Source organism: Uruburuella suis (assembly GCF_022870845.1).
Taxonomy (GTDB): domain Bacteria; phylum Pseudomonadota; class Gammaproteobacteria; order Burkholderiales; family Neisseriaceae; genus Neisseria; species Neisseria suis.
This window is the reverse complement of the sequence record NZ_CP091507.1, coordinates 1,889,282-1,915,688: the sequence shown is the minus strand read 5'-3', so window position 1 is coordinate 1,915,688 and position 26,407 is coordinate 1,889,282. Positions and strand designations below refer to the sequence as shown.

Genomic DNA, 26,407 nt, shown 5'->3' with positions numbered 1-26,407 from the left:
CCAGAACCGATCAGGCCGTCTGAAAAGGCTGCTTTCTGCGTTTAAAAACCCAGTTTGGCGCTGAACAACACCGTGCGCGGCTCGCCTATGGAAAGGAAGGGCATGGTGGAATTGGAGCCGGTGCTGGAAAGGTAGTAAAGTTTGTTGCCGAGATTTTTGCCGGTGATGCGCAGATTGAGCGGGTGCTTGCCCAGCTTGGCATCGTAGGAAACAAAGGCGTTGTAAATGGTGGCTGAGGGCAGGGTGAACCAGCCGCCTTTGGTGTTGCCCACGCCCCACGAGCCGATGTAGTGCGCGCCGGCGCCACCTCGCCAGCTGCCGCCTGCGGCATGGCCGAAGTCGTAAGTGAGGGTGAGGCCGGCTTCGTGTTTGGGCACGCTGTCGAAGCGCTGGCCGATGGTGGCGGGGCGGGTGTCGTCTTGCAGGATTTTGGTGTCGGTGTAGGCATAGTTGGCCGACACGCCGAGTTTGTCGGTAAGCTTGCCGTTTACATCGATTTCGAGTCCTTGCGAGCGGTTTTTACCGATGATGCGGGTTTCACTTTCGCCGTTTTCGTTGGTGATGCTGCCGGCCACGTTTTTCTTTTTAATATGAAACAAGGCCAGGCTGGTGCTCAAATGCTCGCCGTTGTATTTGGTGCCGATTTCAAACTGGCGGCCTTCTTCCGGGGCAATTTCCTTACCTTGAAAATCGGTGCCGCGGCTTACATTGGGCGTGAGCGAGGTGGCATAGTTGCCATAAAGCGACCAGCGCGGGGTGAGTAAATACACGGCGCCCAGCTGCGGCAGCACTTTGAAACCTTCGCTATAGTTGCGAAACAGGCTGCTGTTGCGGCCTTTGCCGGAAATGCTGCGGTAATATTGGCCGCGCAGGCCGCCGGAAAGTACCCATTTATCGCCGATATACATATTGTCTTGCGCAATCAGGGCAAATGTTTTCAGGCGCTCCATTTGATCGCTTTGGGCGCTCTCCACTGCGCTGCCCGAGCTTTCAATCAGGTCGGAGCCGACATATTGCGGATTGTCGACTGAGAAACCGCGGATATTGCGGCTGCGATACATATCGCCCAGCCACAATTCGCTCAGCATGCTTTGTGCGCCGAAGCGCAGCTTGTGGGTGATGTTTTCACCTTGTTCTACAACGCCCAGCGCCTCTGCATGCAGATTGTGGGCATAGAAATCGGAAGGGCGCGTGCCATCCACGCGGCGGGTAACGGTGCGGGTGGCGGCATCATAGCTGATGATGCGCGCCTGCCAGTCGCTGTAGTGGTTGATGTTGTAGCTGTAGCCGGCTTTGAGCGTCCAGTCGGAATTGAGCTTGTGCTCGCCGGTGAGCTGGAATAAGTGGGAATGGCCGTTTGAAACGTTGAAATCTTCATCCAAACGCCGTTTGGCGGGAATATCCATCGGCTTGCCATAGCTGGCGTAGCCTTTGTTGTTGTCGTTCAAATCCAGATAAGTGCCGCGGTCAAACGGCACGCGGTAATTTTGATATTCGTAGGCGGCCAACACTTTGGTGTTGTCGTTTTGCCAAGAGAGAGAAGGCGCAATAATGCTTTGCTCGTATTTGCCGAAGTTGCGCCATGAATTTTTGGCGGTGTAGTCGGCGATAAAACGGTAAGCCAGCCCGTTGCTGCCGATAGGGCCTGTGTTGTCGAAGCCGATTTGGCGGTTGGCATAGCTGCCGTAAGCAGCGCTGATGCTGTTTTCCTGAGCTTGGTGGTTGGGCTTTTTGGAAATGATATTGATAACGCCGCCGGGATCCTGCATGCCGTAGAGCATGGAGGCGGGGCCTTTGAGCACTTCCACGCGCTCGGCCGTGGCGGTGTAGTTGCGCGCCTGGGTCATTTCAAAGCCGTTGCGCATAATGGAATGATCGCGGTTGCCGCCGTAGCCACGCTTCACAATGGCATCGAGGGTGCCTGCCAAGTTGTTGCCCTGATGCAGGCCGCTGATGCCGGTAACGGCTTCTTCCAGGGTGAAGGGCTGCTTGTCTTCCAATTGCTGCTGCGTAACCACGTCGATGCTGTAGGGGGTGTCGAGAATCGATGTGTTTACACCGGTGATGTTGCTGCGTTCGGCTTTGTAGCCGGTTTCCATATTCAGGCGTTTGGCGTGCACTTCTACTGTATCCAACTCGCTGGTGTGGGTGTTGTCGGCATAAGCGTAAGTGGCGCTAAGGCCGGCAAGCGCCAGAGCAAACGGGGTGAAACGGGGCACCATGGTGTATCCTGATTGAATTAATATCGATTATCTATATTTTATATTAAATTTTAATTATTATCATTTAGAAAGTTATAAAATTTCATATTACGCGTGCTGAATTTTGAGTGCGTGCTTTTAATGCATTGAATTCATTTGAAATCAGGAGTGAATCTATTGTTGCAATAATCTATCGTTGCAATATTGATGTTTGTTGTATTGCTGCCGATGCAGGCGGCGATAACTGCGTATAGAGGTGATGAGGTGAATGGCAAATATAGTGAAATCAAAGAAAACGGGCACAAAAAACATAGATCTCAAACTGTGCGTAGGGTATGTGGCGCAGTCACGCACGCGGTTTGAACGGTTTCTGCTTGCGTGGCCGAACCGCACACTCTACGCCGGCCAGTGTAGGTTTTGTTTTGATTTCACTATAGTGAAATGCAAGAAAAAGTGATACAAAACTGCGCACCATAACGGATAGATTGGGTTGTCAAACCCAAGGTTTCAGACGGCCAACGGGCTTGTTGGGTTTTCAACCCAACAAGCCCGTTGTGTCACTTTTTTATGCATTCCACTATATATTTTGACTTTGCAAGGTTATTTTTGAAAATTGGCAGATAAAGAGATGTTGTAGAAAATGCTTAATGTTTATGCACATCAAACAGGCCGTCTGAACGCTTTCAGACGGCCTGTTTGATGTGCAACGATGAAAGAGCGTTTACGATGAAAAAGTGTTGCAGCGGTTGATGTCGCCGTTTTGCAGGCCGCGTTGAAACCAGGCCAGGCGCTCGGCCGATGAGCCGTGGGTGAAGCTGTCGGGCACGGCATAGCCTTGTGCGCGTTTTTGCAGGCGGTCGTCGCCCACAGCTTGGGCGGCACCGAACGCTTCTTCCAAATCGCCCGCTTCAAACAGATTTTGCGCTTGAGCGTGGTTGGCCCAAATGCCGGCAAAGCAATCGGCCTGCAATTCGAGTTTCACCGAAAGCGCATTGGCCTGCTTGGCGCTGGCGCCTTGTTGCGCTTGGTTGACTTGCGGCAAAATGCCGAGCAGATTTTGCACATGGTGGCCGACTTCGTGGGCAATCACATAGGCAAAAGCCGCATCGCCCGAAGCGCCCAGCTGCTTGCGCATGTCTTCATAAAAAGACAAATCCAAATAAACCTTGCGGTCTTGCGGGCAGTAAAAAGGCCCCATAGCGGCTTGGCCGGTGCCGCAGGCGGTTTGGGTGCCGGCGGTGTAGAGCACCATGGTGGGCGGGGTGTAGCGCGCATTGTTGTTGGCGAAATATTGGCTCCAGGTAGTTTCCGTGTCGGCCAGCACCACGCGCGCCAATTCGTTGAGCTGGGCTTCTTGCTGGCTGTTGAGCGTGGATGGTTGGGTCACCTGAGTGCCGGCGGCGGGTGAGCCGACCACGCCGGATAAATCCACACCGTAATAAGCGCCGACCAGCAAAATAATGATGCCGATGATGCCGGTGCTTTTGCCGCCGATTCGGCTGCCTTGGCCGCGGCGGTCTTCTACATTCGAGCTTTGTTTGCGTCCTTGCCAGCGCATGGCGGTGTCCTTTGCATTTCAATAAGGTAAAGTCGGCCTATTATACGGCAGCCCGTTGCCGCGCTCGGGCAGTTTTGCGCGGCGGCGGCTTTTTTGCCCGGGCGGGTGTCGCGTTTTTCAGACGGCCTTGGTGTTATCCAAGCTTTATAAGGCAATCAGATTATTGAACCGCATCACCAGTCGCCGCGCTTTACCTTGTCGATCTGGCGGCGGTCGCGCTTGGTCGGCCGCCCGTCGGGATAAGCGGCGCTGATGCGGCTGGCTTGATCAAGCAATTTTTGCTGCTCGCGCAATTGGGCGGTTTGCATGTCTTCTTCATAAAGCTTGCGGGCTTCGGGCGCGGGGCGGCGCTGGTGGTTGAGCGCGAGCACGTTGATTTTGTAGGGCAGGGAATTGAGGGTGAGATCGAGGGTGTCGCCGGCGCTGATGTTTTTGCTATTTTTCACTTTGGCACCGTTTACCAGCACACGACCAAGCTCGATGTGTTTTTGCGCCAGCGCGCGGGTTTTGAAAAAACGGGTAGCCCACAGCCATTTGTCGAGCCGCATGGCGCTATCGGTTTCGGAAGATTTCATACAATGCGGGATAAAGATTGGAATTCGATTCAGTTTAGCATATTATGTATGTTTAGTATGAATGCACTAGGGGCTGTGTGCGCCGGTGAAAATGGCTTTCAGACGGCCTGCCAAGATGGCTAACGCTGAAAAATGCCGGCCGATGCCGTCTGAAAAGCCCGCTCTGCGATGGAAAACCTTGTGACAAATGCTGTCAAAACCATCATCTTCGCGTATGATTACGCGCAACGCTCAATCAATTAAGTGTTAAGAGACCCTTATCTATGAAACCTGTTTTTCTCGACTTTGAGCAGCCGATTGCCGAGCTGACCAAAAAAATTGACGAGCTGCGCTTTGTGCAGGGTGAATCCGCCGTGGATATTTCGGATGAAATCACCCGTTTGCAAAAGAAAAGCACCGATTTGACCAAATCGATTTTCAGCAAGCTCACGCCTGTGCAGGTGTCGCAAGTGTCGCGTCACCCTCAGCGCCCCTACACATTGGACTACATCCAAGCCATTTTCACCGATTTTGAAGAGCTGCACGGCGACCGTCATTTTGCCGATGATTATGCCATTGTAGGCGGTTTGGCACGGTTTAACGGCCAAAGCGTGATGGTGATCGGCCATCAAAAAGGGCGCGACACCAAAGAAAAAATCCGCCGCAATTTCGGCATGCCGCGCCCCGAAGGCTACCGCAAGGCCTTGCGCCTGATGCAGACGGCTGAAAAATTCAGCCTGCCGATTATGACTTTTGTCGACACGCCCGGTGCTTATCCGGGTATCGGTGCAGAAGAGCGTGGCCAGTCTGAGGCCATCGGCCGCAATCTTTACGAGCTCACGCGCCTGCGTGTGCCGGTGTTGTGCACCATTATCGGCGAGGGCGGCTCCGGCGGCGCGCTGGCAATTGCCGTGGGCGATTATGTAAACATGCTGCAATATTCCACTTATTCGGTGATTTCGCCTGAGGGCTGCGCCTCAATTTTGTGGAAAACCGCCGAAAAAGCGCCCGATGCGGCGCAAGCTTTGGGCATCACCGCCAAGCGTTTGGCCGAATTGAAGCTGATCGACCGCATTATCGAAGAGCCGCTGGGCGGCGCGCACCGCGACCATGCCGAAATCACCCGCCGTGTGAAAGAAGTGCTCACCGAGCAGTTGCGCACCGTGCAGGATATGCCGATGGCCGATTTGCTCACCCGCCGCTTCGACCGCATTATGGCTTATGGCCAGTTTGTTGAAAAATAATGCGCTCATCGCGAAAAGCAGGCTGAAAGGCCTGCTTTTTTATTTGCGTGTCTGATACCAATCCAAAAAAATAACCTAACTTCGTTGTCTCGCCTTGCCGTACTATCTGTACTGTCTGCGGCTCGCCGCCTTGTTAGCTTACTTTTTTGAATTGGTATGATAGGCGGCGGTGAAATGTGCAGCTTCGGATGTGGCAAAAAGTTTCATCGCTCTGCAAAGCACGAAGCTGTTATATTGCAATATATGATTGAAAATCAATTTATTGAACCTAAATCAAGCAGCCGGACTATGGGTTTTGCAAGCAAGGCAAGCCGGACTTTTATCTTTTGGCTTTCTATATTATAGAATATGCGTTGCGCAAACCTGCCCAAGCAAAATTCTGCTTATCTTCCCTATCAAACAACTCAAGGCCGTCTGAAAAAATGACTGTTTCCCAACCGATTCCATCCCAAGCGCCAGGCTCTGTACATAACTTGGCCGGCCATTTGGCTGATGTGTGGCCGCCACAAATCGGTGCCGGTTGCGTCATCGAGGTCGGGCTGAGCGGCGGCCTCGATTCGGTGGTGTTGCTGCATGTGTTGGCAGGTTTGCGGCCGCGCTTCGGCTTTTTGTTGCGGGCGGTGCATGTGCATCATGGTTTGAATGCGGCGGCGGATGAATGGGCGGCATTTTGTGTGAATTTATGCCGCTCGCTGGATGTGCCACTGCGGCTTGAACACGTTCATATAGAAGCCGCTGGCTTGGGGATGGAAGCGGCAGCGCGGCGCGAGCGCTATGCGGCGTTTGCCCGTGGCGGCGCAAATGTGTTGGCGCTGGCGCATCATCAAGACGACCAAGTGGAAACTTTTATGCTGGCTGCTTTGCGCGGCGGCGGTTTGCGTGCGCTATCGGCCATGCCGATGTGGCGGCCGCTCGATGCGCACACGCAAATCTGGCGGCCGCTGCTGGCGCATACGCGGGCGCAATTGGCGGATTATGCCCAGGCAAATGCGCTGGCTTATGTTGAAGACTCAAGCAATGCCGACACGGCATTGCTACGCAACTGGCTGCGGCAGCAAGCCTTGCCTGCATGGCGGCAGCGGCTGCCGCAGCTCGACCGGCATCTGATCAGCAGCGTGGCGCTGCTGCAAGAAGAGCAGGCTTTGCTAAATGAAGTTGTAGCGGCGGATTGGGCTGAAATTCATCAGGGCGGTGATTTCGATTTGGCAAGTTGGCGGCAATTGAGCACATTGCGCCGCCGCCAACAATTGTTGCGGTTTGCCCGGCTGCATTCGCTGGGCACGCCCCGATATGCTGCGGTGGCGGATTTTGAGCAGGTGTTGGAAAAGATTCAGACGGCCTCTGCAGAGTGGCGTTTGCCGCACGGGCGCGCGCTGGCTTACCGCAATCGGCTGTTTGCCTTTCAAGATGATTGGCAGCAAGATTGCGCCTGGCTCAAGCCCGGGCGCCCTTTGTCAGGCCGTCTGAACAATATCTTAACGAATAACGGCTTTACCTTGAGCACGCATTCGTTTGGGTTGAGTGAAGAAGTGTTGGCACAATTTGGCACAGTGCGCCCGGCTACTACCGATGAGGTGATTAATTTGACCGTTGGTCGGAAAAGTGTTCGCAAAATTTTACAAGAATGCGGCGTGTTGCCGTTTGTGCGGCCTTATTGGCCGATTGTAACCGATGGTGAAAACCGCTGCGTGGCTATTGCCAATGTGTGGGTAAATGTTCATTATGGCGTCGCCGGCGGGAAGCTGCCGGTTTGTGAAAAAATTAATCGCTTTATACTGGAACCAAAATAAAGCAGCGGCGTCATATTGATAAAATGCATGCTGCCTGCTCAGGGTTATTAAAGGTTATACATGAACGATCGTGAAATCGATCAGGCGCTGGTAGAACGTGCACAAAAAGGTGAACACAAAGCGTTTGAATTGCTGGTTTCGAAATACCAGCGGCGCCTGACACGTCTGTTGTCCCGTTTTATCAAAGACGAACATGAAGTGAACGATGTGGCGCAGGAAGCGCTGATCAAAGCCTATCGCGCCTTGCCGAATTTTCGCGGCGAAAGCGCGTTTTACACTTGGCTTTACCGCATCGGTATCAACACGGCCAAAAATTTCTTGGCCACTTCGGGCAAGCGTCCTTTTATGAGCGCAGATGTTGCCAACGAAGAAGGGGATATTCTGGATCTGGCCGACCAGCTTGCCGATAATCACACCCCCGAAGCAGAAATGCTCAATCGGGAGATTTTGCAAACGGTGGAGGCTGCCGTGGCCAAACTGCCCGAAGATTTGCGCAAAGCAATTACCTTGCGTGAAATGGAAGGCTTGTCTTACGAAGAAATTGCTCAGATTATGGATTGTCCGATCGGCACGGTGCGCTCCCGCATTTTCAGGGCGCGCGAAGTGATTGCAAAAGATTTGCGTCCCTTGCTGGACACATCCGAAGACCAAAGGTGGTAAGGAATGTCAACAGATAAAAATCAAGACCAAGATTTTGAGTATGTGTCTGCGGCGATGGATGACGACCTCTCTGAAGAGGCGCTCGCCCGCTTGCTGGAAGATGCAGATGCTCAACAAAAATGGTACGAATATCATTTAATCCGCGATTATTTGCAACACGCCAAACCGGTGGTGGGCAAAGACATCAAGCCGGTTTCCAAAGAAGCTTTCACCGCCTCTTTGGCGGATGTGGCTGCGGAAAATAAAAGTCGCCGCACAGCCAAACCTATGCGCGCCGAGCATGCCTCAAACCGCGCATTCCGCGGCTTTGCCGTAGCCGCCAGCGTGCTGGCGGTGGCGGTGGCCGCTTGGCAGCTGTTGCCGCAAGGCGGCAATGCCGATGCGGTGGTGGCGGTCGAGCAAGTGCAGCAACCGGCCAAAGCCGATAGTGCCGTGATGCCGGTGGGCGGCAATGCCCAAGGCCATGCCGCACCGCCCGCTGTGTCGGCCGATAAAGGCGTGGTGATGCCCAATGCGGCCGCAGCCAATCAGCCGGAAGCGCAGATGAAGCCGGCAATTCAAGTTGAAAAACCTGCCGCTGCCGCTGCCGCACAACCCGGTGCAGCCAGCGCTGCGCAAGTGGTGCAATAAATATTGCGTTGTTGAGCTTTGCGCCATAAAAAATTTCCGCCCAAGGGGCGGAAATTTTTTATGGCCGTCTGAAACATTTATGGCCGTCTGAAACATTTATGGCCGTCTGAAACATTTATGGCCGTCTGAAACATTTATGGCCGTCTGAAACATTTATGGCCGTCTGAAACATTTATGGCCGTCTGAAACATTTATGGCCGTCTGAAACATTTATGGCCGTCTGAAACATTTATGGCCGTCTGAAACATTTATGGCCGTCTGAAACATTTATGGCCGTCTGAAACATTTATGGCCGTCTGAAACATTTATGGCCGTCTGAAACATTTATGGCCGTCTGAAACATTTATGGCCGTCTGAAACATTTATGGCCGTCTGAAACATTTATGGCCGTCTGAAACATTTATGGCCGTCTGAAACATTTATGGCCGTCTGAAACATTTATGGCCGTCTGAAACATTTATGGCCGTCTGAAACATTTATAGCCGTCTGAAACATTTATAGCCGTCTGAAACATTTATAGCCGTCTGAAACATTTATAGCCGTCTGAAACATTTATAGCCGTCTGAAACATTTATAGCCGTCTGAAACATTTATAGCCGTCTGAAACATTTATAGCCGTCTGAAACATTTGTGGCCGTCTGAAACTTTTGTGGCCGTCTGAAACTATTTGCGTAATTGTTTGGCCGCTTCCAGTGCATAATAAGTCAAAATGCCATCGGCACCGGCGCGTTTGAAGGCGAGCAGGCTCTCGAGTATCACTTTGCTGCCATCGAGCCAGCCGTTTTGAATGGCCGCTTGCAGCATCGCGTATTCGCCGGAAACCTGATAAGCATAAGTGGGCACACCGAATTCATCTTTCACGCGGCGGATTACATCCAAATAAGGCAGTCCGGGCTTCACCATCACCATGTCTGCGCCTTCTTGTAAGTCCAGCGCCACTTCCTGCAAAGCTTCGTCGCTGTTGGCAGGATCCATCTGATAAGTGTATTTGTCGGCCTTGCCCAAATTGGCCGAGCTGCCGACGGCATCGCGAAACGGGCCGTAAAAAGCCGAGGCATATTTGGCCGAATATGCCATGATGCGGGTGTGGATGTGGCCGTCTTCTTCCAGCGCTTCGCGAATGGCACCGATGCGCCCGTCCATCATGTCTGAAGGTGCCACCACTTGCGCGCCCGCATCCGCATGCGTTAATGCTTGTTGAATCAGCACGTCAACAGTTTCATCGTTCAGCACATAGCCGTTTGAGTCAATCAAACCATCTTGCCCGTGCGTGGTGTAAGGGTCCAGCGCCACATCTGTCATAATGCCGAGCTCGGGAAAGTTTTCGCGCAGCCGGCGGATGGCTGTCGGCACCAAGCCTTCGGGGTTGTAAGCCTCTTCGGCGGTTTCGGTTTTGTTGCGGGTGATCACCGGAAATAAAGCCAGCATCGGAATGCCCAGTTTCACCGCTTCTTCCGCAGTAAACAATAACTTATCCAGGCTTTGGCGCTTCACCCCGGGCATAGAGGGCACGTTTTCTTCCTGATTCTGCCCCTCCAGCACAAACACCGGATAAATCAAATCATCCGCCGTCAGCGTGTGCTCGCGCATCAGCCGGCGTGAAAAATCATCTTTGCGCATACGGCGCATACGGGTGGCATAAACAAAGCGGGGCGGGAAATTCATTATTCGGCCTTTGGTTAACAGTCGCAGAAAAAGCAATTATAAGCCGAACGCAAAGCGAATACAAAAAGGCCGTCTGAACCCCTTTTCAGACGGCCTTAGTACGATATTGTTCTCTGCATTGTTTTGACTGGCAGGAAATGGAGGGGAGAGTTGATAAAAAATACCCAGCTAAAACAATCGGGTGATATTTTATTGTAAATATTTTTGCAGATAGATGTTGACGGGTTTTGGTGGTTTGGGTATAGTTCGGTTCTTCGCTGCTTCGGCGGCGATGTGATGAACAGATAATTATAGCACAGTTGGTCTTAATTTAAAGCGTTTTTGAAACGATTTGTATGAATTGAGGTTGACAAAGGATTTTGTTGCTGTATACTGCCATCCCTGCTCTTTAACAAACAGATTACCGATAAGTGTGAGTGCGGAGACGCCTCACACTGTTGAAAAAAGATAGACAAGATTATGTATAACATATCTTCGTTTATTTCTTTGAAGCAGACCAGAAGTTAAAAAAGTTAGAGATTGAACATAAGAGTTTGATCCTGGCTCAGATTGAACGCTGGCGGCATGCTTTACACATGCAAGTCGGACGGCAGCATAGAAGAGCTTGCTCTTTTGATGGCGAGTGGCGAACGGGTGAGTAATGCATCGGAACGTACCGAGTAGTGGGGGATAACTGTCCGAAAGGATGGCTAATACCGCATATTCTCTGAGGAGGAAAGCAGGGGACCTTAGGGCCTTGCGCTATTTGAGCGGCCGATGTCTGATTAGCTAGTTGGTGGGGTAAGAGCCCACCAAGGCGACGATCAGTAGCGGGTCTGAGAGGATGATCCGCCACACTGGGACTGAGACACGGCCCAGACTCCTACGGGAGGCAGCAGTGGGGAATTTTGGACAATGGGCGCAAGCCTGATCCAGCCATGCCGCGTGTATGAAGAAGGCCTTCGGGTTGTAAAGTACTTTTGTCAGGGAAGAAAAGCCTGGGGATAACACCCTCAGGTCATGACGGTACCTGAAGAATAAGCACCGGCTAACTACGTGCCAGCAGCCGCGGTAATACGTAGGGTGCGAGCGTTAATCGGAATTACTGGGCGTAAAGCGAGCGCAGACGGTTATTTAAGCAAGATGTGAAAGCCCCGGGCTCAACTTGGGAACTGCGTTTTGAACTGGGTAACTAGAGTGTGTCAGAGGGGGGTAGAATTCCACGTGTAGCAGTGAAATGCGTAGAGATGTGGAGGAATACCGATGGCGAAGGCAGCCCCCTGGGATAACACTGACGTTCATGCTCGAAAGCGTGGGTAGCAAACAGGATTAGATACCCTGGTAGTCCACGCCCTAAACGATGTCAATTAGCTGTTGGGGTACATGATGCCTTAGTAGCGTAGCTAACGCGTGAAATTGACCGCCTGGGGAGTACGGTCGCAAGATTAAAACTCAAAGGAATTGACGGGGACCCGCACAAGCGGTGGATGATGTGGATTAATTCGATGCAACGCGAAGAACCTTACCTGGTCTTGACATGTACGGAATCTCTTAGAGATAGGAGAGTGCCTTCGGGAGCCGTAACACAGGTGCTGCATGGCTGTCGTCAGCTCGTGTCGTGAGATGTTGGGTTAAGTCCCGCAACGAGCGCAACCCTTGCCATTAGTTGCCATCATTAAGTTGGGCACTCTAATGGGACTGCCGGTGACAAACCGGAGGAAGGTGGGGATGACGTCAAGTCCTCATGGCCCTTATGACCAGGGCTTCACACGTCATACAATGGTCGGTACAGAGGGTAGCCAAGCCGCGAGGTGGAGCCAATCCCAGAAAACCGATCGTAGTCCGGATTGCACTCTGCAACTCGAGTGCATGAAGTCGGAATCGCTAGTAATCGCAGGTCAGCATACTGCGGTGAATACGTTCCCGGGTCTTGTACACACCGCCCGTCACACCATGGGAGTGGGGGATACCAGAATTGGGTAGGGTAACCTTCGGGAGCCCGCTTAACACGGTATGCTTCATGACTGGGGTGAAGTCGTAACAAGGTAGCCGTAGGGGAACCTGCGGCTGGATCACCTCCTTTCTAGAGAAGACGGGGCGTATTCGCATTCACACTTATCGGTAAACTGTAGATTAGAGATGCAAAGGAAGTAAACATAAGGCCTTGGGTTTGTAGCTCAGCTGGTTAGAGCACACGCTTGATAAGCGTGGGGTCGGAGGTTCAAGTCCTCCCAGACCCACCAATCAGAGGCCGGACCCGACACTGGGGGCATAGCTCAGTTGGTAGAGCACCTGCTTTGCAAGCAGGGGGTCATCGGTTCGATCCCGTTTGCCTCCACCACACTTTGCAAATCAAAGCGAAAGCGAAAGCTGCCGTAGAAGGCGGCAGACAAGCAGAAGCAAAACAAAAGGATAAGAAGGCGACTTCTTATTTTTAGTTGACTTCAAGAGGTTGGCTGCTATAATGGCCAGCTCGTTTTGATTTGCGAAGCGAAGAGACGCAGCAAAAGCTGAGTTTCGAAGCCGCATCGATCTTTAACAAATTGGAAAGCCGAAATCAACAAACAAAGACAATGTTGGTTTGGATGTAAAAGGCAAGGGTTGCAACCCGAGTCGATTCAGCCTATGGATAGGCCGTCTGAAAAGACGGGCGCCATAAGCACAGCCAAGCCATAAAAATTTGGGTGATGATTGTATCGGACGCACTCTGAGCACAAAAGGCAGAGTGTGTCACACAACAAAGCAGTAAGCTTTATCAGAGTAAACATCTCTAGTTTATTCCCCTAGTCAACGGGAGGATAAGCGAAGTCAGAGAGGTCGTTCAAATGATAGAGTCAAGTGAATAAGTGCATCAGGTGGATGCCTTGGCGATGATAGGCGACGAAGGACGTGTAAGCCTGCGAAAAGCGTGGGGGAGCTGGCAATAAAGCAATGATCCCGCGATGTCCGAATGGGGAAACCCACCGTATTCTGTACGGTATCCTTGTCTGAATACATAGGGCAAGAGAAGCGAACCCGGAGAACTGAACCATCTAAGTACCCGGAGGAAAAGAAATCAACCGAGATTGCGCAAGTAGTGGCGAGCGAACGCGCAAGAGCCTGTATATGATAGCTGGCGAGATAGAAGAACAAGCTGGGAAGCTTGGCCATAGTGGGTGACAGCCCCGTATTCGAAATCTCATCAGTGGTACTAGGTATACGACAAGTAGGGCGGGACACGTGAAATCCTGTTTGAAGATGGGGGGACCATCCTCCAAGGCTAAATACTCATCATCGACCGATAGTGAACCAGTACCGTGAGGGAAAGGCGAAAAGAACCCCGGGAGGGGAGTGAAATAGAACCTGAAACCTGATGCATACAAACAGTGGGAGCGGACTTGTTCCGTGACTGCGTACCTTTTGTATAATGGGTCAACGACTTACATTCAGTAGCGAGCTTAACCGAATAGGGGAGGCGTAGGGAAACCGAGTCTTAATAGGGCGACAAGTTGCTGGGTGTAGACCCGAAACCGAGTGATCTATCCATGGCCAGGATGAAGGTGCCGTAACAGGTACTGGAGGTCCGAACCCACGCATGTTGCAAAATGCGGGGATGAGCTGTGGATAGGGGTGAAAGGCTAAACAAACTCGGAGATAGCTGGTTCTCCCCGAAAACTATTTAGGTAGTGCCTCGAGTAAGAGACTGATGGGGGTAAAGCACTGTTATGGCTAGGGGGTTATTGCAACTTACCAACCCATGGCAAACTAAGAATACCATCAAGTCGTTTCTCGGGAGACAGACAGCGGGTGCTAACGTCCGTTGTCAAGAGGGAAACAACCCAGACCGCCAGCTAAGGTCCCAAATGATAGATTAAGTGGTAAACGAAGTGGGAAGGCCCAGACAGCCAGGATGTTGGCTTAGAAGCAGCCATCATTTAAAGAAAGCGTAATAGCTCACTGGTCGAGTCGTCCTGCGCGGAAGATGTAACGGGGCTCAAATCTATAACCGAAGCTGCGGATACGTGTTTACACGTATGGTAGGGGAGCGTTCTGTAGGCCGAAGAAGGTGAATCGAGAGGTTTGCTGGAGGTATCAGAAGTGCGAATGTTGACATGAGTAGCGATAAAGCGGGTGAAAAGCCCGCTCGCCGAAAACCCAAGGTTTCCTACGCAACGTTCATCGGCGTAGGGTGAGTCGGCCCCTAAGGCGAGGCAGAAATGCGTAGTCGATGGGAAACGGGTTAATATTCCCGTACTTTGATTTGGTGCGATGTGGGGACGGAGAAGGTTATGTCAGCAAGCTGTTGGAATAGCTTGTTCAAGCCGGTAGGTGGAAAGTTTAGGCAAATCCGGACTTTCATAACACCGAGAAGCGATAACGATTGTCTACGGACAAGAAGTGACAGATACCACGCTTCCAGGAAAAGCCACTAAGCTTCAGCCAAGTCAGAACCGTACCGCAAACCGACACAGGTGGGTAGGATGAGAATTCTAAGGCGCTTGAGAGAACTCAGGAGAAGGAACTCGGCAAATTGATACCGTAACTTCGGGAGAAGGTATGCCCTTTGATGTGAAAGACTAGCTCTGTAAGCATCGGAGGGTCGCAGAGAATCGGTGGCTGCGACTGTTTATTAAAAACACAGCACTCTGCTAACACGAAAGTGGACGTATAGGGTGTGACGCCTGCCCGGTGCTGGAAGGTTAATTGAAGATGTGAGAGCATTGGATCGAAGCCCCAGTAAACGGCGGCCGTAACTATAACGGTCCTAAGGTAGCGAAATTCCTTGTCGGGTAAGTTCCGACCCGCACGAATGGCGTAACGATGGCCACACTGTCTCCTCCTGAGACTCAGCGAAGTTGAAATGGTTGTGAAGATGCAATCTCCCCGCTGCTAGACGGAAAGACCCCGTGAACCTTTACTGTAGCTTTGCATTGGACTTTGAAGTCACTTGTGTAGGATAGGTGGGAGGCTTAGAAGCAGAGACGCTAGTTTCTGTGGAGCCGTCCTTGAAATACCACCCTGGTGACTTTGAGGTTCTAACCCAGACCCGTAATCCGGGTCGGGGACCGTGCATGGTAGGCAGTTTGACTGGGGCGGTCTCCTCCCAAAGAGTAACGGAGGAGTTCGAAGGTTACCTAGGTCCGGTCGGAAATCGGGCTGATAGTGCAATGGCAAAAGGTAGCTTAACTGCGAGACCGACAAGTCGAGCAGGTGCGAAAGCAGGACATAGTGATCCGGTGGTTCTGAATGGAAGGGCCATCGCTCAACGGATAAAAGGTACTCCGGGGATAACAGGCTGATTCCGCCCAAGAGTTCATATCGACGGCGGAGTTTGGCACCTCGATGTCGGCTCATCACATCCTGGGGCTGTAGTCGGTCCCAAGGGTATGGCTGTTCGCCATTTAAAGTGGTACGTGAGCTGGGTTTAAAACGTCGTGAGACAGTTTGGTCCCTATCTGCAGTGGGCGTTGGAAGTTTGACGGGGGCTGCTCCTAGTACGAGAGGACCGGAGTGGACGAACCTCTGGTGTACCGGTTGTCACGCCAGTGGCATAGCCGGGTAGCTAAGTTCGGAAGAGATAAGCGCTGAAAGCATCTAAGCGCGAAACTCGCCTGAAGATGAGACTTCCCTGGTGGTTAAACCACCCTAAAGAGTCGTTCGAGACCAGGACGTTGATAGGTCGGGTGTGGAAGCGCGGTAACGCGTGAAGCTAACCGATACTAATTGCTCGTGAGGCTTGACTCTATCATTTGAGAGACTTCGAATGAAGAAAAGCTTACTGAAGTCATGAGTTGCAGGATACTGCAATCATGCGATAACAAACATTACCCTGTTGGAAGTGCGAAGAGCATTTCATGTTGATAAAGCGCCGGAGAAGAATCCAGCGCGACGGCTTTCGAAATTTGTACAGTTTAGTCTGGCGGCCATAGCGAGTTGGTCCCACGCCTTCCCATCCCGAACAGGACCGTGAAACGACTCAGCGCCGATGATAGTGTGGATACCCATGTGAAAGTAGGTCACTGCCAGGCACCCCTTCCGAAGCCCCGCTGAATATCAGCGGGGCTTCTTCTTGGCGGCTGCGGCCTGCGGCCAATAGCCGGCAATAGCCGGTCAATAGCCAATACGCCAATACGCAACAGCGGACTTGAAGGCCGTCTGAAAAACAAGCCGGCTTTCAAAGCTGCCAGCCTTTCAGACGGCCTGTTTACATCATGGGTTTAGACCCATCCAAAAAAATAACCTTACAAAATAAGAGCCGTTCGGCAGCATCATCCGCGTAGGTTGGATTCTTGAATCCGACGTTTGGCCAGCGGCCAGAGCGATGTGCGTGCCTTGTTCTGCAAACAAGTGTCGGATTCGAGAATCCGACCTACAGGCTGCCTGTTTGTATATTATTTTTTTGAATGGGTATTGGGTAACCATCAGCCGTCGGCCTTGGATACAGATATTTGCCATTTAAGTAACAATCACCGAGCTAAAAGACTTGCGCCTCACCAAACAATCGCCTATCATAAAAACGCCCGCGAAAGCGGGCATTGTGACCGACAACAAACACAAACGGAGAAAAACATGAAAAAACTGATCTTAGGCGCATTGGCTCTGCTGAGCATGAGCTGGGCATTGGCGACGGTGAACATCAACACTGCCGGTGCGGACGAACTCAAAGCGCTGCCGGGCATCGGCCCGGCGAAGGCAGAGGCGATTGTGGAATACCGCAAACAGCACGGCAATTTCAAAAGCGTGGAAGAGCTGAAGAATGTGAAGGGCATTGGCGACGGTATCTACAACCGCCTGAAGGATGAGGCAACGGTATCGGGCGCGCCTGCGAAGAAGGCGCAGCCGGCGGTGAAGAAGTAGGCTGCCGCTTGGCCGGCGGCCTTGGGCATGCGTATGCTGGGGGCTTGCAGTCTGCCGGTATCTGGCGCTGTAGTTTGACAATGTGAAATTTGACAATGTGAAGGAATAGGCCGTCTGAACGATTGGGTTCGGACGGCCTGTTTGTTATGGGTGGGGTGGCCGTAGTTGTTTGCGCGGTGGGGCTGCATGGTGTTTCAACTCACAGCCGCCCGAGGTCCGTTCGTTATTGAGGAATCTAAATTTATTGTGCTGCTTGAATTTCTTGTCTGAGCTTGTTAAGAAAGCGGCCTTGGCGCACGAGGTTGGCGGCGTTGTGATGATCGGTTTGTTTGAAGGCGGTTTGCAGAGCGCTGAGCAAGGTGTTTTGTTCGGCTTGGATGTCGGCTTCCAATGCCAGTAGGGCGGCTTGGTTGTTTTGGGCGCGGGCTTCTTCTAGGGTTTCGCGCCATTCCATTTGCTGCATCAGGAATTCGGGCGGAAATGAGGTGTGCTCGGGGGAGTCGGCGTGGATATTGTGTTGTTCGAGCAGATAGGCGGCGCGGTCGATGGGATTTTTAAGGATTCGGTAGGCTTCGTTAACGGCTGAGGCCATCATCATGGCTTGCTTTTGCTCAAAGGCGGAAGCGGCGGCATGGCGGTCGGGATGGAAACGGGCCGCGAGGCTGCGGTAGGTTTGTTCGAGTGCGGCGGTGTCGATATCGAATGCGGGCTCGAGTTGGAATAGGGTGAAGTGTTGGCTCATGATGGGCAATAGGTATGTAGGCCGTCTGAAAGTTCAGACGGCCTGTTGGTATGATTAAACGTGAAAGCTTTCACCGCAGCCGCATTCGTCTTTGACGTTGGGGTTTTCGAATTTAAACCCTTCTTGCAGGCCTTCTTTGGTGTAGTCGAGCTGGGTGCCGTCGAGATAGGTGTGGCTTTTGGGGTCGACGAATACTTTCACGCCGTGGCCTTCAAACACGATGTCTTCGGGCTGGATTTCGTCAACGAATTCGAGCGTGTAGGCCATGCCGGAGCAGCCGCTGGTTTTAACGCCCAAGCGGATGCCTTCGCCTTTGCCGCGGCGGCTGAGGAAGTTTTGAATGTGGTTGGCGGCGTTGGGGGTGAGTGTAATCATGGCCTTATCCTTGCAGGGAACGGGGTTGTTTGGTTTGGCTTCAGACGGCATTCGGTAAATTAATGGTCGTCTGAAAGGCTGATGCGTTGTTGCGCCCAGGTAACGGCGGCTTGCATGGCGGCACGGGCTTGCGGGCTGTTGCGCCAGCAGGTGCTGCCGCTGAGGGCGGCGCCTTGTTGCAACATATCATCCACATCGGCGGCGGCCAGCTTGGCAATATCGTCTAAACCCATTTGTTGCAGGCGGGTTAACACGGTGGCACCGATGCCTTTTTGTGCCAGCAGTGATTGTTGTTGTTCTGCATTCAAGGGCATGGCGCGTTCCTTATTTTAGCTGGCTGTCTTTGCTGCCGCGGCGGTTGTAGGCCGTCTGAAACTTTTCCTGTTGGTCGTGCACTTCTTGGCAGCTGATGCATAGTTGCACGCCGGGCAGGGCGCGGCGGCGGGCTTCGGGTATCGGCTCGCCGCATTCGGCGCATTCGCGCGCGCTTTGGCCTTGCGGCAAAGCGGCGCGGGCATATTGCAGCGCATCGTTTAATGAATCGTCGATTTGCTGCTGCTCTGCGCCATCGGGTGCCCAGCCGCCGGCCATTTATTGGCCTTTTTTCTTTTTATAGTCGCTCACGGCGGCTTTGATGGCATCTTCCGCCAAAATCGAGCAGTGCACTTTCACCGGCGGCAATTCGAGCTCTTCGGCGATTTCGCTGTTTTTAATCGACATGGCTTCATCTAGGCTTTTGCCTTTCACCCATTCGGTGATCAGGCTGGAAGAGGCGATGGCGGAGCCGCAACCGTAGGTTTTGAATTTGGCGTCTTCGATAATGCCGCTTTCGTTGACTTTGATTTGCAGCTTCATCACGTCGCCGCAGGCGGGCGCGCCTACCATGCCGGTGCCGATGCTTTCATCGCTTTTGTCGAACGAGCCGACGTTGCGGGGGTTTTCGTAGTGGTCGATGACCTTGTCGCTGTATGCCATGGTGTGTATTCCTTGTGGTGGTTTGTTTTATTTGAGGCCGTCTGAAGGGAATTCAAGTGTTCATACGGCATGTGTTACGGTGATGGAAATGGGTTTTGCAAAGTTTTCAGGCGGCCTGAATTAATGCTCTGCCCATTCTACGGTGCTCAAATCGATGCCTTCTTGATGCATTTCCCAAAGCGGCGACAATTCGCGCAGCTTGCCGATTTTGGATTTGATCAATTCGGCGGCGTATTTCACTTCTTCTTCGGTGGTCATGCGGCCGAAGGTGACGCGCAGGGAAGAGTGGGCCAGCTCGTCGTTGCGGCCGAGCGCGCGCAATACATAGCTTGGCTCAAGGCTGGCTGAGGTGCAGGCGGAGCCGCTGGACACGGCCAGCTCTTTCACGGCCATAATCAGGCTTTCGCCTTCTACGAAATTGAAGCTGACATTTAGGTTGGTGGGCACACGCTGCTCTAAATCGCCGTTGATATACACTTCTTCGATGTCTTTGATGCCGTCGAGGAAAAGGTTGCGCAGTTTCAATGCATGGGCGCGGTCTTGCTCGAGTTCGAGGCGGGCGAGGCGGAAGGCTTCGCCCATGCCGACGATTTGGTGGGTGGCTAAGGTGCCGGAGCGGAAGCCGCGCTCGTGGCCGCCGCCGTGCATTTGCGCTTCGAGGCGTACACGCGGTTTGCGGCGCACGTATAAAGCGCCGATGCCTTTGGGGCCGTAAACTTTGTGGGCAGAAAGGCTGAGCAAATCGACTTTGACTTTTTCCAAATCAATCGGGGTTTTGCCGGCGGCTTGGGCGGCGTCTACATGGAAAATGATTTTGTTGTCGCGGCAGATTTCGCCGATGGCTTCGATATCTTGAATCACGCCGATTTCGTTGTTTGCCCACATCACCGATACCAAAATGGTGTCGGGGCGGATGGCGGCTTTGAGGGTTTCCAAATCAATCAGGCCGTTGGGCTGCACATCGAGATAGGTCACTTCAAAGCCTTCGCGCTCGAGCTCGCGCATGGTGTCGAGCACGGCTTTGTGCTCGGTTTTGGGCGTGATCAGGTGCTTGCCCTTGCTTTGGTAGAAATGCGCTGCACCTTTGATGGCGAGATTGTTTGACTCGGTGGCGCCGCTGGTGAACACGATTTCTTTGCTGTCGGCATTAAGCAGCTTGGCGATTTCGCTGCGGGCGTTTTCCACCGCTTCTTCGGCCACCCAGCCGAAGCTGTGGCTGTTGGAGGCGGGGTTGCCGAATTGTTCGGTGAGATAGGGAATCATTTTTTCGGCCACGCGTTTGTCTACCGGAGTGGTGGCGGCGTAGTCGAGGTAAATCGGGGTGTGGATGGTCATGGCGGTGTCTTTCCGGTTGGGTTTGTTTGAGGTTTTGTTTTAATGGATATGGGTGAAGGTAACGATTTTGCCGCCGCCTTCGCTTTGCTGTTGGTCGAGAATGTGTTGCAGGGTGACGCTGCCCAAATAATCGTTGATGGTTTTGTTGAGATTTTCCCATAAATCGTGGGTGAGACAGGGCGCGCCGTTGTGGCAGTTGGCCTTGCTGCTGCATTGAGTGGCATCGAGCTTGTCTTCTGCGGCGGCAATGATTTGGGCGATGCTGATTTCGTCGGCACTCACCGCTAAAATATAGCCGCCGCCGGGGCCGCGCACGCTGCCGACCAGCCGGGCGCGGCGCAGCTTGCTGAAAAGCTGCTCCAAATAAGAGAGCGAAATGTGCTGCCGCTCGCTGATGGCGCTGAGCTTTACCGTGCCGTGTTGGGCGTGCATGGCCAAATCGATCATGGCGGTAACGGCAAAGCGGCCTTTGGTGGTTAATCGCATTAAGTGGTGCGCCTATTGGTTCGTGAATAGTTGAATTGTCTGATTTCCGAGTGAATTTGTCAAGTATAGAAGAGCGATGAAAACAGAAGGAATTATGGCGGAAAATAGAGAATAAACAGCGCGGCGGCTTTCAGACGGCCTGTTTGCGGCAGCGCATAATGGCATTGGAAAATCGGAAGCGGGCGGTAAAAATTCGTTATAATCAGGCCGTCTGAAAAAATTGCAAAGGCATAGGGCTATGGAAATTCCTTGGGGGCAGATTTTTTTGTGGCTGCACATCACGATTGTGACTGCGTGTGCGGTGAGGGTGCTTTATAAGCAGCACAATATCGGCACGGCTTTTGCTTGGCTGATTGTGCTGTTTGTGTTTCCGATTTTGGGTGCTGGGCTGTATTTATTGATCGGCGAGCCGCGCTTGGGCACGGCGCGCGCCAAGCGCACGGTGGAAATGAACCGTTTTTACCGCGATTTTGCCGAACGCTATCTGGCCGACAGCCAATTGCAGATGAGCCGCGAGATGGCAAACCGCTATCACGGCATCAGCCGCATGGCGGCGCAGAGCACGGGGCTGGCGGCCACCAACAGCAATGCCATGACCTTGCTCAACAGCACCGACAGCATTGTGGATGCGATATTGGCCGACATCAATCAGGCGCAGCAATCCCGCCTGCTGGCGTTTTACATTATCGAGCCGCAAGGGAAAATCGAAACCTTGCTGGATGCGGTGATTGCGGCCTCAAAGCGCGGTGTAGACTGCATGATTTTGGCCGATGCGGTGGGCAGCAAAAACTTTTTCGACAGCGATTGGGTGGCCAAACTGCGCCGCGCCGGCGTGGAAGTGCATGCCGCACTGCCGGTGGGCTTGTGGCGCACGCTCTTTACCCGCGCCGATTTGCGCAACCACCGCAAAATTTTGATTGTGGATAAAAAAATAGGCTACACCGGCAGCTTTAACCTAGTTGACCCGCGCTTTTTCAAACAAAATGCCGGCGTGGGCGAGTGGGTGGATGTGATGATGCGCTGCACGGGGCCGGTGGTGCTGGAAATGACGGCGGTGTTTTACGCGGATTTGGCGGTGGAAAACGACCAAAACCTCAGCGGCGTGCAGCAATATTTGAGTGGCTACAGCGAAATCATTCCGGCCATGATTCCCGACAAGCTGCGCGCGGGGCAGATTGATGCGCAGGTGATTCCCTCATCGCCGGCGCAGCAAGAACGCGTGATTTATGAAACCATTGTGTCGGCGATTTTTATGGCCACGCAGAAAATCGTGATTACCACGCCTTATTTTGTGCCCGACGAGCCGCTGCTGGGCGCGCTCACCACTGCCGCTAGGCGCGGTGTGGAGGTGACGCTGATTCTGCCCGAGAAAGTCGATTCGCTGATGGTGCGCTACGCCTCGCGCGCCTATTATCCAATGCTGTTGGCCGCCGGTGTGAAAATCGCCTTGTTTAAAGGCGGCTTGCTGCACGCCAAAACCATGACCATCGATGATGACTTCACCTTGTTTGGTACGGTGAATATGGACATGCGCAGCTTTTTCCTCAATCTGGAAATCAGCCTAGCGATTTACGATAAGGGCATCACGCAGCAAATCAGCCATTTGCAGCAGGGCTATCTGCAAGACAGCGAATATATCACCGTAAAAGATTGGCAAAAACGGGCAAAATGGTGGGGCTTGGTGGAAAACACCGTGCGCTTGATGAGCCCGCTTTTATAGGATTTTACGCGTGATACAAAGGCTTGGAGGCCGTCTGAAATATTTCAGACGGCCTTTTCCTTTTTAGTAGCGGCCAAGGCTATAAGTGGAATGCAAGAAAAGGTTATACGAAACGGCATGCTACAACCGCGTAGGTTAGATTGATAAACCCAGCGTTCCAGACAGCTTATGGATAGGTTGGGTTTACAACCCAACCTATCCACCGTATCACTTTTTTATGCATTCCACTATAGCAGCACTTAAATCCATGTAAATTGTAAGGGTTTGTTGAATAATGTTTGCACAATTATTGATAATAATATATATTCTCATTAATGTTTAAAGGGGGGGTGAAATAAATGCTGGAAACGCACTTGAAGTTGCCGTTTTTGTTGGTGTTGTCAGCTTTTAGCGGCACGGCGTGGGCCAATACCGTGGAATTGGGGCAGATAGAAGTGTATGGCAAAAAGCAGGCGGAGCAGCTTGCAGTTGAGCGGAAAAGCCGTGCACAGATTGAGCAGGAGCTGATTCGTGACAGCAGCGATTTGGTGCGCTATTCGGTGGATGTGGGCATCAGTGATGGCGGCCGCCACAATAAAGGCTTTGCTATGCGCGGGGTGGAAGCCAACCGCGTGGGCATCAATATCGACGGCGTGGCCTTGCCGGATATGGAAGAAAATTCGCTTTATGGCCGCTATGGCAATTTCAACAGCGCTCGCCAGAGCATTGATCCCGAGCTGGTGCGCGATATTGAAATCGTTAAGGGTGCCGATTCGTTTCAGGCGGGCAGCGGGGCGCTGGGCGGGGCGGTAAACTATCGCACTTTGAATGCGCAAGATTTGCTGTTGCCGGGTCAGCGGTTCGGCGCTATGTTGAAAAGCGGCTACGGCAGCCGCAACCGTGAATGGACCAACACTTTGGGTGTGGGCGCACACACTGGGCGTTTTGATATGGTGTTGCTTTATTCGCAACGGCGCGGCCATGAAACCGAAAGTGCGGTGAAGGGCGACGACACTTACGGCAGCGCGCGCGGCCTGCCCGACCCCTCGAAGCACCGATATCACAGCTATCTGGCTAAATTCGGCTTTCAAATCGATGAAGCGCAACGCATTGGCGCCAGCGTCAACGGCCAGCAGGGCAGCCGCTACACCAAAGAATATTCTTATGCCTTGTTTGGCAGCCAGTGGCGCGATGCGGATGACAAACACAGCCGCTTCAACGGCAATCTGCATTACGAATGGATGCCTGACTCTGCATGGTTGGCACTGTTGCGCGCCGATGCCGATTATCAGAAAACTGGCCTAGACGCGGTGAACTATAAAGGCACGCGTAATTGGAATACCCAAGTGCCCGAGCTGGATGAAATTTACGACCGACGCATCAATTCTGCATACAAACGCTTGTCGCTTCGGCTTGACAGCCAGCCTTTGCGTTGGGGCGGGGAGCATATTTTGTCGTTTAAAGTCTTTCTGAGCCGCCGTGATTTTGAAACCGTCAATTACGACACCATCGGCGTAGGCCGAAGTTGGCAGCAGCAAACGATGTCGACCATTCAATATCCGATGAAAACCACCCAAACAGGCTTTTCATTGCTGGATAACATTACCTGGAATCGGGTGTTTTCCGGCCGCATCGGCGCGCGCTACGACCATGAAAAAGTGGCGCCGAAAGATTTAAACGCCCCGTGCAGCACAGCCTGCCTAGACGAGGGCAAACCTGCGGGCAATTCATTCAGTAATTGGAACGGCTTGATCGGCCTCAATGCCCAGCTCAATCCGGCCTGGCAAATCGGCTACACCCTCAGCAGCGGCCACCGTGTGCCCACCGCATCAGAGATGTATTTCACTTTTACCAATCCTTACGGCACTTGGCAGTCCAACCCCGATTTGAAAGCCGAGCGCAGCATCACTCACACTTTATCCTTGCAAGGTAAAGGCGCAGCAGGCGATTTGGATGTGAATATCTACCAAAGCCGTTATCGCGATTTTCTAGTGGAGCAGGAGCAGATTATTGCCACGCCCAACCCTTATTACGATCAATGCGCTTGGTATGGTTGCCCGCAATACGACCAAACGCCTAAGCATCAAATGGTGAATCTGGATAAAGCGCGCATCAGCGGCATTGAATTTACAGGCCGTCTGAATCTGTACCGGCTCTTGCCTGTGGGTGAGGGCTGGAAGCTTTCCGGCGGCCTGGGCTACAGCAAAGGCAAGCTCTCCAACGAAACCAGCCTGCTTTCTATTCAGCCTTTAAAAGCCATTATCGGTCTGGATTATGAGCAGCCGGAAGGCCGCTGGGGTGTGTTTTCACGAATGACTTATCGGGGCGAAAAAAAGCCCGGTGATGCCAAAGTAACCGAAATCAGCGGCTCGCGCGGCAATCTTGTGCAAAATGTAGTTACCTATCCGTGGCTCAACAGCTCCGCCACCGTGTTTGATGTGTATGGCTATTACAAGCCGCTAAAAACGCTCACCTTGCGTGCCGGCGTGTACAACCTGTTCGACCGTAAATACCACACTTGGGACAGCCTGCGCGGCATCAATGCCAACAGCACCACCAATTCCGTTGACCGTGCCGGCAAAGGCCTAGCGCGCTTTTATGCACCCGGCCGTAATTTTGCCCTGGCTTTGGAATATAAATTTTAACCCGTTCAGACGGCCTTAGGTCTGTTCGCAATCTATAGTGGAGTGCATAAAAAAGTGATACGGCGGGTAGGTTGGGTTGTAAACCCAACAAGCCTACAAGCCGTCTGAAACGTTGGGTTTATCACCCCGGCCTACGCTGCTGCAAAATGCAGTTTTGTGTCACTTTTTCTTGCATTTCACTATATTATTGTGCTGCTTTCAGCGCATAAACAGGCTGTCTGAAACCATGAAAGGAAACAGCATGAGCAACACCCACATCAGCTTTGCCCAACGCCTGAAGGAAGAAAACCGCACCACTCACGACAGCGTGGATTACTTAGTGATGTCGGTAGCACCGTTTGCCGATATTGCCCGTTACACTTTGTTTTTAAAGCTGCAATCGGTATTTCATAAAATCGTTGAGCCGATTTATCAAGATGCCGCTCTCAACCAACGCATTCCCGGCTTGGCCGATATGGTGCGTTATGCAGCCGTGGTGCGAGATTTGCAAGATTTGGGTAGCGAGCCTTATGTCTTTTCCGGCCAGCTGCCGCAGCCGGCGGGCAATCGGGCCATCGGCTGGCTTTATTGCGCCGAAGGCTCTAATTTGGGTGCGGCTTTTTTGTTTAAAGACGCTCAAAAGCTCGATTTCACCGCCGAATACGGTGCCCGCCATCTGGCACCGCATCCCGATGGACGCGGCAAGCATTGGCGCGAATTTGTGGATTATTTAAACCGTTTGGGTTTGGATAAACCGGCGCAAGACGAAGCCATTTCAGGTGCCAAAGAAGCGTTTGCCTTTTATAAGGTGATTTTGCGCGAGATTTTCGGCTTACCCGAAGATGCCGAGGCGCCGCAGCCGGCCGAAGCCTGAGGCTTGCAAAGGCGAGAAATATTTTATACCAGTCAAAGATAACCTTACTGCGTTGGTTCGCCTTAACATACTATCGGTATTGTGGCAGGCTCGCCGCCTTGTAAGCTTACTTTTTTGAATGGGCATGATTAAACCTGTTTAGCTTTTGAACGCTGAACAAAAGGCCGTCTGAAACATTT

General features: G+C 52.6%; 19 protein-coding genes, 2 tRNA genes and 3 rRNA genes. 13 read left to right on the top strand and 11 right to left on the bottom strand.

Features of this window, described 5'->3' with window-relative positions; all coding sequences use genetic code 11:
• Positions 1 to 41: 41 nt before the first annotated feature.
• The 3 genes from LVJ78_RS08700 to LVJ78_RS08690 form a co-directional block, all read right to left on the bottom strand.
• A complete protein-coding gene (locus LVJ78_RS08700) occupies positions 42 to 2,222 on the bottom strand; it encodes a TonB-dependent siderophore receptor (protein WP_132954807.1) in 2,181 nt (726 codons plus the stop codon).
• Between the two features lie 700 nt (positions 2,223 to 2,922).
• Complete coding sequence (gene ypfJ / locus LVJ78_RS08695) at positions 2,923 to 3,759, bottom strand: KPN_02809 family neutral zinc metallopeptidase (protein WP_132954806.1); 837 nt, start codon at positions 3,757 to 3,759, stop codon at positions 2,923 to 2,925.
• 173 nt (positions 3,760 to 3,932) lie between these two features.
• Complete coding sequence (locus LVJ78_RS08690) at positions 3,933 to 4,334, bottom strand: RNA-binding S4 domain-containing protein (RefSeq protein WP_132954805.1); 402 nt, start codon at positions 4,332 to 4,334, stop codon at positions 3,933 to 3,935.
• Positions 4,335 to 4,597: 263 nt separating this feature from the next.
• On the opposite strand from LVJ78_RS08690, the gene LVJ78_RS08685 reads away from it, so the two are divergent.
• The 4 genes from LVJ78_RS08685 (at position 4,598) to LVJ78_RS08670 (ending at position 8,637) form a co-directional block, all read left to right on the top strand.
• Positions 4,598 to 5,557, top strand: coding sequence for an acetyl-CoA carboxylase carboxyltransferase subunit alpha (locus LVJ78_RS08685; RefSeq protein ID WP_132954804.1), 960 nt, complete (start codon positions 4,598 to 4,600; stop codon positions 5,555 to 5,557).
• Between the two features lie 422 nt (positions 5,558 to 5,979).
• A complete protein-coding gene (tilS, locus tag LVJ78_RS08680) occupies positions 5,980 to 7,347 on the top strand; it encodes a tRNA lysidine(34) synthetase TilS (protein ID WP_132954803.1) in 1,368 nt (455 codons plus the stop codon).
• A 60-nt stretch (positions 7,348 to 7,407) separates the two neighbouring features.
• Complete coding sequence (gene rpoE / locus LVJ78_RS08675) at positions 7,408 to 8,007, top strand: RNA polymerase sigma factor RpoE (RefSeq protein WP_132954802.1); 600 nt, start codon at positions 7,408 to 7,410, stop codon at positions 8,005 to 8,007.
• Positions 8,008 to 8,010: 3 nt separating this feature from the next.
• The gene (locus LVJ78_RS08670) at positions 8,011 to 8,637 is read left to right on the top strand and encodes a sigma-E factor negative regulatory protein (protein WP_132954801.1); all 627 of its coding nucleotides are present in this window, start codon (positions 8,011 to 8,013) and stop codon (positions 8,635 to 8,637) included.
• Positions 8,638 to 9,300: 663 nt separating this feature from the next.
• On the opposite strand, the gene hemB is transcribed toward LVJ78_RS08670, so the two are convergent.
• Positions 9,301 to 10,302, bottom strand: a complete 1,002-nt coding sequence (hemB, locus tag LVJ78_RS08665; protein ID WP_132954800.1) for a porphobilinogen synthase — start codon at positions 10,300 to 10,302, stop codon at positions 9,301 to 9,303.
• Positions 10,303 to 10,823: 521 nt separating this feature from the next.
• Between hemB and LVJ78_RS08660 the strand changes: the two genes are divergently transcribed.
• The 6 genes from LVJ78_RS08660 (at position 10,824) to LVJ78_RS08635 (ending at position 17,118) form a co-directional block, all read left to right on the top strand.
• Positions 10,824 to 12,364, top strand: a 16S ribosomal RNA gene (locus LVJ78_RS08660).
• An 83-nt stretch (positions 12,365 to 12,447) separates the two neighbouring features.
• A tRNA-Ile gene (locus LVJ78_RS08655) sits at positions 12,448 to 12,524 on the top strand.
• 22 nt (positions 12,525 to 12,546) lie between these two features.
• A tRNA-Ala gene (locus LVJ78_RS08650) sits at positions 12,547 to 12,622 on the top strand.
• A 491-nt stretch (positions 12,623 to 13,113) separates the two neighbouring features.
• Positions 13,114 to 16,005 (top strand): 23S ribosomal RNA (locus LVJ78_RS08645).
• A gap of 171 nt (positions 16,006 to 16,176) precedes the next feature.
• Positions 16,177 to 16,289: ribosomal RNA gene (gene rrf, locus LVJ78_RS08640) — 5S ribosomal RNA — on the top strand.
• Together the 16S, 23S and 5S rRNA genes with 2 tRNA genes alongside form the textbook arrangement of a ribosomal RNA operon.
• Before the next feature lie 541 nt (positions 16,290 to 16,830).
• Positions 16,831 to 17,118 carry a ComEA family DNA-binding protein gene (locus LVJ78_RS08635; protein ID WP_244802566.1) on the top strand — a complete coding sequence of 96 codons (288 nt, stop codon included), beginning with the start codon at positions 16,831 to 16,833 and terminating at the stop codon, positions 17,116 to 17,118.
• Positions 17,119 to 17,359: 241 nt separating this feature from the next.
• On the opposite strand, the gene hscB is transcribed toward LVJ78_RS08635, so the two are convergent.
• The 7 genes from hscB to iscR all read right to left on the bottom strand — a co-directional run bounded on the left by hscB (position 17,360) and on the right by iscR (position 21,031).
• A complete protein-coding gene (gene hscB / locus LVJ78_RS08630) occupies positions 17,360 to 17,860 on the bottom strand; it encodes a Fe-S protein assembly co-chaperone HscB (RefSeq protein ID WP_132954495.1) in 501 nt (166 codons plus the stop codon).
• 54 nt (positions 17,861 to 17,914) lie between these two features.
• Complete coding sequence (iscA, locus tag LVJ78_RS08625) at positions 17,915 to 18,235, bottom strand: iron-sulfur cluster assembly protein IscA (protein ID WP_132954496.1); 321 nt, start codon at positions 18,233 to 18,235, stop codon at positions 17,915 to 17,917.
• 59 nt (positions 18,236 to 18,294) lie between these two features.
• Positions 18,295 to 18,549, bottom strand: a complete 255-nt coding sequence (locus LVJ78_RS08620) for a Rossmann-fold NAD(P)-binding domain-containing protein (protein WP_132954497.1) — start codon at positions 18,547 to 18,549, stop codon at positions 18,295 to 18,297.
• A gap of 10 nt (positions 18,550 to 18,559) precedes the next feature.
• Positions 18,560 to 18,826, bottom strand: coding sequence for a DksA/TraR family C4-type zinc finger protein (locus LVJ78_RS08615; RefSeq protein WP_132954498.1), 267 nt, complete (start codon positions 18,824 to 18,826; stop codon positions 18,560 to 18,562).
• Entirely contained in the window at positions 18,827 to 19,210 is a 384-nt protein-coding gene (gene iscU, locus LVJ78_RS08610; RefSeq protein ID WP_132954499.1) for a Fe-S cluster assembly scaffold IscU, read from the bottom strand.
• Between the two features lie 120 nt (positions 19,211 to 19,330).
• Positions 19,331 to 20,545: an IscS subfamily cysteine desulfurase gene (locus LVJ78_RS08605; RefSeq protein WP_132954500.1), complete on the bottom strand. Its 1,215-nt coding sequence runs from the start codon at positions 20,543 to 20,545 to the stop codon at positions 19,331 to 19,333.
• A gap of 39 nt (positions 20,546 to 20,584) precedes the next feature.
• Positions 20,585 to 21,031 (bottom strand): Fe-S cluster assembly transcriptional regulator IscR, encoded by a 447-nt coding sequence (gene iscR, locus LVJ78_RS08600; protein ID WP_132954501.1) that lies wholly within the window; start codon positions 21,029 to 21,031, stop codon positions 20,585 to 20,587.
• Positions 21,032 to 21,269: 238 nt separating this feature from the next.
• Here iscR and cls point away from each other — a divergent pair, with 238 nt between their 5' ends.
• The 3 genes from cls (at position 21,270) to LVJ78_RS08585 (ending at position 26,228) form a co-directional block, all read left to right on the top strand.
• Entirely contained in the window at positions 21,270 to 22,751 is a 1,482-nt protein-coding gene (gene cls / locus LVJ78_RS08595; RefSeq protein ID WP_132954502.1) for a cardiolipin synthase, read from the top strand.
• A 353-nt stretch (positions 22,752 to 23,104) separates the two neighbouring features.
• A complete protein-coding gene (locus LVJ78_RS08590; protein ID WP_132954522.1) occupies positions 23,105 to 25,375 on the top strand; it encodes a TonB-dependent hemoglobin/transferrin/lactoferrin family receptor in 2,271 nt (756 codons plus the stop codon).
• A gap of 241 nt (positions 25,376 to 25,616) precedes the next feature.
• Positions 25,617 to 26,228: a biliverdin-producing heme oxygenase gene (locus tag LVJ78_RS08585; protein WP_132954503.1), complete on the top strand. Its 612-nt coding sequence runs from the start codon at positions 25,617 to 25,619 to the stop codon at positions 26,226 to 26,228.
• The last annotated feature ends 179 nt before the right edge of the window (positions 26,229 to 26,407 follow it).